This is a genomic window from Streptomyces sioyaensis, from assembly GCF_004122735.1.
GTDB classification, from domain to species: Bacteria; Actinomycetota; Actinomycetes; order Streptomycetales; family Streptomycetaceae; genus Streptomyces; species Streptomyces sioyaensis.
Genome location: NZ_SDIF01000243.1, coordinates 1 through 3,854, shown reverse-complemented (window position 1 = coordinate 3,854; position 3,854 = coordinate 1). Strand labels below are relative to the sequence as shown.

Annotated in this window: 3 protein-coding genes; all 3 read left to right on the top strand. The window is 74.5% G+C overall.

Features of this window, described 5'->3' with window-relative positions; translation table 11 throughout:
- Positions 1–213 precede the first annotated feature (213 nt).
- From EST54_RS33505 to EST54_RS33495, 3 genes are read left to right on the top strand one after another with little or no spacing between them, the layout of a single operon-like run.
- Positions 214–1,536, top strand: a complete 1,323-nt coding sequence (locus EST54_RS33505; RefSeq protein WP_129251434.1) for a multidrug effflux MFS transporter — start codon at positions 214–216, stop codon at positions 1,534–1,536.
- Entirely contained in the window at positions 1,533–2,669 is a 1,137-nt protein-coding gene (locus tag EST54_RS33500) for a serine hydrolase domain-containing protein (RefSeq protein WP_129251433.1), read from the top strand. The genes EST54_RS33505 and EST54_RS33500 overlap by 4 nt, the downstream gene beginning before the upstream one ends.
- Positions 2,670–2,709: 40 nt before the next feature.
- Complete coding sequence (locus tag EST54_RS33495; protein ID WP_129251432.1) at positions 2,710–3,669, top strand: small ribosomal subunit Rsm22 family protein; 960 nt, start codon at positions 2,710–2,712, stop codon at positions 3,667–3,669.
- The last annotated feature ends 185 nt before the right edge of the window (positions 3,670–3,854 follow it).

The following is a 3,854-nucleotide window of genomic DNA, read 5'->3' as shown; positions in this document are numbered from 1 at the left end:
GCCGGTTCCCAGCCGGTCTTTTGACCGGAGTGCGGCGGCGGGAGGTCCTAGGACCAACGTCCTGGACCCTCCCCCGAAGGGAGAGGGTCCAGGACGTTGGTCCTAGGACCTCCCGCCGCCGCACTCCGGTCAAAAGACCGGCTGGGAACCGGCCGTGAGCCGTCCGGTGCGTGCCACCATGGTGCAGCCCCTCGATGACCCGTGGAGACCTTCATGACGGAGCCCGGCCCCGGTACGGCCGAGACCACAGACCAGCCCGCCATAACCGGGCGGGCCGCGCCGGCAGCACCCGCCGCGGCCCGCCGCACCAGCCTCCTCGTCACCCTCGTTCTCGGCGGGCTCACGGCGGTCCCGCCACTCTCCATGGACATGTATCTGCCGGCGCTGCCGCAGGTGACCGCCGCCCTGCACAGCCCGGCCGCCACCGTCCAGCTCACCCTCACCACCTGCCTGGCGGGCATGGCCCTGGGGCAGATGATCGTCGGCCCGATGAGCGACAAGTGGGGACGCCGCCGCCCGCTGCTGGCCGGCATGGTGATCTACATCCTGGCGACCGCCCTGTGCGCCCTCGCCACCGACGCCGAAGTCCTCATCGCCTTCCGCCTGTTGCAGGGCCTGGCCGGCGCGGCGGGCATCGTCATCGCCCGGGCCGTGGTCCGCGACCTGTACGACGGCGTCGCGATGGCCCGCTTCTTCTCCACCCTGATGCTGATCTCCGGCGTGGCGCCGGTCGTCGCGCCCCTCATCGGCGGCCAGATCCTCCGGATCACCGACTGGCGCGGCGTCTTCGTCGTCCTCACCGCCGTCGGGGTGGCGCTCACCCTCCTCGTCTGGCGCACGCTGAAGGAGACCCTCCCGCCGGAGCGCCGGCACCCCGGCGGTCTCGGCGCGGCCCTGCGCACCATGCGCGATCTGCTCGCCGACCGGGTCTTCTCCGGCTATCTCCTGGTCGGCGCCTTCGCCTTCGCCGCGCTCTTCGCCTACATCTCCGCCTCGCCGTTCGTCGTCCAGGAGATCTACGGGGCCTCCCCGCAGACCTTCAGCCTGCTCTTCGGCCTCAACTCCGTCGGCCTGGTGACGGTCGGCCAGATCAACGGCAAGCTGCTGGTCGGCCGGGTCGGTCTCGACAAGGTGCTGGGCACCGGGCTGGCCGTGGTCGCGCTCGCCGCGGGTGCGCTGCTCGCGATGTCCTCGGGGGTCTTCGGCCACGTGGGCCTGGTACCGGTGGCCGCCGGCCTCTTCGTCCTCATGGCCGCGATGGGTCTGGTGATGCCGAGCACCAACACCCTGGCGCTGCTGCGCACCCCGCACGCGGCCGGCTCCGCCTCCGCGCTGCTGGGCACCTCCACCTTCCTCCTGGGCTCGGTGGCCTCCCCGCTGGTGGGCATCGCGGGGGAGCGGACGGCCGTACCGATGGCGCTCGTACAGCTTTCCTGCGCCGTATTGGCGCTCGTCAGCTTCCTGGGACTGTGCCGCCCGTGGCAGCGTAGGGGGGAGAGCACCGCGAGCACGGCCGGCGAGAGGACCAGGCTCTGAACGCACCGAGACTCACCTACGGCACACCGGCCCGGGCAGGGCTCGACACCGCCTGGGTCGAACGGCTGGTCCGCGGCGTGCGAGCGCTTCCCGAGGGCCGCCCGCCCTGGTGCCCGGGCGTCGTGGTGCTGGCCGGCCGCGGCCCGGTCGTCGTCGCCGAGGCCGCCGCGGGCTGGGCGCTGCGCTACCGGGCCTACGACCCCGAGCGGGACCGCGGCCTCGATCTGCCGCGCGACCGGTGGGAGCCGATGCGGGTCGGCACCGTCTTCGACCTGGCCTCGGTCAGCAAGCTCTTCACCGCCGTCGCCGCGGTCCAGCAGATCGAACGCGGCCGGCTGGCCCTGGACGACGAGGTACGGACCGATCTGCCGGCCTTCGCCCCCGGCATCACCGTCCGGCAGCTCCTGACCCACACCTCGGGACTCGCCCCCGAGCTGCCCTTCCACGACCTCCGGGACCGCGCCGCCCAACTGGCGCTCCTGTGGGCGGAGGCAGCGGCCCCCAGCGGCGGCCCCGCCGGCGCCCCCCGCTACTCCGACCTCAACCTCATCGCCCTCCAGCTCGTCCTGGAGCACCGCACCGGTCAGCGGCTGGACACCCTGGTCCGCGACGGCATCACCGGCCCGCTGGGCATGTCCAGCACCTCCTACGGCCCGCTGGCACCGCAGGGCGTGGCGGCCACCGAGGACCAGCGGCGGCCCTGGGCCAAGGCGGACCGCGGGATGGTCCGCGGCGAGGTGCACGACGAGAACGCCTGGGCACTGGGCGGCGTGGCCGGCCATGCGGGCCTCTTCGCCACCGCCCAGGACCTGGCCGTGCTGTGCCGCACCCTGCTCAACGGCGGCGTCTACGGCACCACCCGGATCCTCGGCCCGGACGCGGTCGCCGCCCTGCTCGACCCGCCCGGCCTCGGCTTCGGCGTCGACCAGCCGTATTTCATGGGTGAGTTGGCGGGCCGCGGCGCGGCCGGCCACACCGGCTTCACCGGCACCAGCCTGGTCCTCGACCGCGCCACCGATACCTTCCTGATCCTCCTCGCCAACACCGTCCACCCCCGCCGGCGCAACGGCGGCAGCGCACCGCGGGCCGCGGCCGCCACCCGCCTGGCCCGCGCGGTGGCCTGCGGCGCCTGACCGGCCGGGGCAGGCGGGGGCGCCCCGTAGAATTTCCGCCATGCACGAGGAACTGCGCGCCGCGCTGGCGGGCCTGCTCGACGGCCTGCCGCCCACGCAGGCCGCGCAGGCGGTCGACCGCCTGATCAGCAATTACCGGGGCCGCACCCCCACCGACGCCCCGGTCCTGCGGGACCGCGCCGATGTCGCCGCGTACGCCGCCTACCGCATGCCGGCCACCTTCGAAGCCGTCCGCGCCGCGCTGGCCGCCTTCGCCGCCCGGGTCCCCGACTGGTCCCCGGCCACCCACCTGGACATCGGCGGCGGCACCGGCGCCGCCACCTGGGCCACCGCCGCCACCTGGGACGGCCCGCGCAGCACCGTCCTGGACTGGGCCCAGCCCGCCCTCGACCTCGGCCGCGAACTGGCCGAGGGGGTCCTGCCCGACACCCGGTGGCAGCGCCGGACCATCGGCGAGGGCCTCACCGTCCCGCCCGGCACGGACCTGGTCACCGTCTCGTACGTCCTGGGCGAACTCCGCCCCGAGGACCGCCGCGCCGTCGTCGCCGCCGCGGCCACCGCCCGCGCCGTCGTCCTCATCGAACCCGGCACCCCCGACGGCTACCTCCGCATCCGCGAGGCCCGCACCCAGCTCACCGCCGCCGGCCTGCGCATCGTCGCGCCCTGCCCGCACAGCGACACCTGCCCCATCGTCCCGGGGGAGGACTGGTGCCACTTCTCCGCCCGGGTCAGCCGCTCCTCCCTCCACCGCCAGGTCAAGGGCGGCTCCCTGCCGTACGAGGACGAAAAGTTCAGCTACGTCGCCGCCACCACCCTCGACGCCACCCCCGCCCCCGCCCGCGTCACCCGCAAGCCCCAACTCCGCAAGGGCCAGGTCCTCCTGGACCTGTGCACCACAACCGACGGCCTCCAACGCACCACCATCACCAAACGCCACACCCCCGAATACCGCCAGGCCCGCAACACCTCCTGGGGCGACCCCTGGCCCCCGAACTCCTGACCCACCCAGCACCCCCACGGCCCCGCACCCCGAACGACTCCCGCACAACCACGGCGGCTCCGTCCCCCCTCACCCCCACCGGGCTGTGGCCCGTCACGAAACGCGAGGTGCCGGGGGCGGAGGGGTGGGTTGCCGGACGTAAAGCGAAGCAGTCCGGCAACCCACCCCGGAGCCCCCGGCACCGC

Excerpts from the sequence above, each read along its gene's own strand:
- EST54_RS33505 (WP_129251434.1), top strand. The coding sequence starts at position 214 with ATGACGGAGCCCGGCCCCGGTACGGCCGAGACCACAGACCAGCCCGCC.
- EST54_RS33495 (WP_129251432.1), top strand. The coding sequence starts at position 2,710 with ATGCACGAGGAACTGCGCGCCGCGCTGGCGGGCCTGCTCGACGGCCTG.